Annotated in this window: 3 protein-coding genes and 1 pseudogene; 3 read left to right on the plus strand and 1 reads right to left on the minus strand. The window is 53.6% G+C overall.

The genetic code is table 11. From position 1 onward, the window contains the following. Window positions 1–194: pseudogene (locus tag FHS27_RS30535) on the minus strand (IS110 family transposase); the annotation flags it as partial. 161 nt (window positions 195–355) lie between these two features. Here FHS27_RS30535 and FHS27_RS30540 point away from each other — a divergent pair. The 3 genes from FHS27_RS30540 to FHS27_RS30550 all read left to right on the plus strand — a co-directional run bounded on the left by FHS27_RS30540 (window position 356) and on the right by FHS27_RS30550 (window position 2,253). Beyond that, window positions 356–1,000, plus strand: coding sequence for a hypothetical protein (locus FHS27_RS30540; protein ID WP_184310227.1), 645 nt, complete (start codon window positions 356–358; stop codon window positions 998–1,000). Window positions 1,001–1,094: 94 nt separating this feature from the next. Then, window positions 1,095–1,499: a toxin-antitoxin system YwqK family antitoxin gene (locus FHS27_RS30545; RefSeq protein ID WP_184310229.1), complete on the plus strand. Its 405-nt coding sequence runs from the start codon at window positions 1,095–1,097 to the stop codon at window positions 1,497–1,499. 127 nt (window positions 1,500–1,626) lie between these two features. Beyond that, complete coding sequence (locus FHS27_RS30550) at window positions 1,627–2,253, plus strand: hypothetical protein (protein WP_184310231.1); 627 nt, start codon at window positions 1,627–1,629, stop codon at window positions 2,251–2,253. The last annotated feature ends 112 nt before the right edge of the window (window positions 2,254–2,365 follow it).

Raw genomic sequence — 2,365 nt, forward strand, 5'->3', positions numbered from 1 at the left:
TGGGCCACATCGTTGATCCATCCCGAAGGGCCGCACGCCTCCATGACGACCAGGTCAGCACGCTGGCTTTCGAAAAGCGTATTGAAGCAGTCGCGTGTGGTCGGCGTGGTGAGGAACTGAGTCTTTCGGGTTTGAGAATCAAAAAGGCAGGCAGCCGAGTTGAATTTACCGAGGTCAAGTGCGAGAATCTTCATTGAGTTGAATCCTTGTGTTTGTTGGGTGGAGTAAATGTGACAAGCAGCCCCGAGCTGCCCAGATCACGGGTCCGAGTCGCCAGTCATTGTTGACAAATGACTCCCACCCTTCAAACCTCGGACTTACATGGATTCTTTACCCCAAATAAAGATTTCATTTGGTGCGTACTTCCAACGCCATTGCAAAGGGACGCATTATCGCCAGCGTATTCTTGCTGGCCTCCATCGGCATTTCGGTCTACTTTGGCATTTCGGCATGGAAATGGCACTCCGACTTCTACGAATGGATCGATGCCACGCCAATGCAGATGACCGTCGATCTAGCGACTCCATCAATGCATTCCGCGCCATTTACGCAAACGTGCGTCATGGCGCATGGCCAATCGATCTACGTTGCGTTCGATGATCCCGATGCAAACGACGAGAACATCGGCGAGTACTTTGCCGGACTCCAGGGCACGGTGACAATACGCGATCTCACCGGTGCCGAGGTACTAGCCAAACCGTTCGATGCTACGGGCGTACGACTATGGGGCGACGACCCGATGCTGGTCGGATTTCATCCGTTTGCAAATGGCGACTACACAGCCGAGATAAAGATTGAGCAAGGTGCATCCGCACTTGGTGGCACACAGTATGATTTGTACGCACGCAACGAATTGTGCGGACTAGAACTCATGCCCGCGTATGTTCTAGGCGCGATATCGGCGCTTGCTGCGCTCATTGCTTGTGTTGGTGGATGCTACACTGTACCATCGATTGCTCGCGATGGATTCCGTGTTCAAGTGCCGGATGACGTGGGGTAACCATGCCGTGCAACGGAGCACGGCATAGGGCGTTTACAAATGGAAACCACATTGGCCGTGCCCGCTGACGGCCACCGTTCTGCGACATGAGTAAATGCCAACCGAACAGTCTGTCGCATACGACGACCTGTACTACAACGCGGCACATTCTTACGAGTATGACGGCAAGCTCTATTCCGGCGTCGCTGAAGAGCAATTTGATGACGGCAAGCTCCGCTGTCGTTTTCGCTTCCATAATGGACAGCAACACGGTGACGCTGAGGAATACTACCGAACTGGCGCGAAACGAAGCGTGACGCCTTATGTAAACGGTGCGGTTCACGGGCGCACAATTGAATGGCATGAAAACGGCCGCATCCATATCGAACGCGACAACGAATACGGTATCATGATGCAGAGCCGAGAATTCGATGAGTCGGGAACGCTCGTAAACGAGTATTCACGACCGGATGACGACCCAATGAGCGTGTTGGTTCGGAAACGCCGTGGCGGATCGTAGCGACACAAGAGCGCAGAACAATCGCGTGCACCCGAGTACGCGAGTCGGCTGGTTTTGAAGTTGAAAATCTTTCGCGCGTACCGGGTGACGCGTGACGTTCCCCGACAGACTAACTTATCGCGGCGTCATGATTGATCGCGAGTTTGTCTTTTCAACGTATTCAAAGAATCCACGCCCGTATCCGCGTACGGATGCAGCATTAGATCAACGGCTCACGCCGCGGCTTGCGGTACTTATCGAACAATCCCAACGAGCATGGCTTCAATCCGATTTCGCGTACGCGCAATCAGGGCGTCGACAATCGCATTCGTTTTCACGCTTCTTCGGAGACTTCTTCGCCCACTTTGACATTGAACTTCGCGCACACATTTACGAACTGGCAGCAAATGGGACGACGATAACTCGTGAACTGGTTGAAAGCCTCATTGCTGGTCCATTTCCTGAACCGACCCAAAGCACTCTGGATCGAATAGCAACGTTCCCGGATGATTTTCTCTACCGAACATGTGATCTGGGGCACGGCTGGACCAAACAATACGAACTCAATTACGTTCCCACGCTCGTCTGTGCACGCTTTGCCATTGTCGCAGAGTCGGGGGTTTACTTAGCGCAGTACGACACCCGCTATCCGAGGGGCAAGCGTACTTATTCAAGCGAAGCCTATGTCGTGTTGCGCGAGGGGGGGCTAAGATGGTTGGACCTCGCTGATGACACAGGTGAGTTCGCAGATCTAAACTTCGTGTTTGTGCAATGATTTTGCGGGGAACCAGAATCGAGATAGGGGCCCGGTTGCCCGGGACCCCTCTCACACCACCGGACATGCGGATCCGCATCCGGCGGTTCGCTTCTTGGAAGCAAACTTGCTC

This window comes from Aporhodopirellula rubra, assembly GCF_014192335.1.
GTDB classification, from domain to species: Bacteria; Planctomycetota; Planctomycetia; order Pirellulales; family Pirellulaceae; genus Rhodopirellula; species Rhodopirellula rubra.

Coding starts and splice junctions, on each gene's coding strand:
- FHS27_RS30545 (WP_184310229.1), top strand. CDS start 1,095: ATGCCAACCGAACAGTCTGTCGCATACGACGACCTGTACTACAACGCG.
- FHS27_RS30550 (WP_184310231.1), top strand. CDS start 1,627: ATGATTGATCGCGAGTTTGTCTTTTCAACGTATTCAAAGAATCCACGC.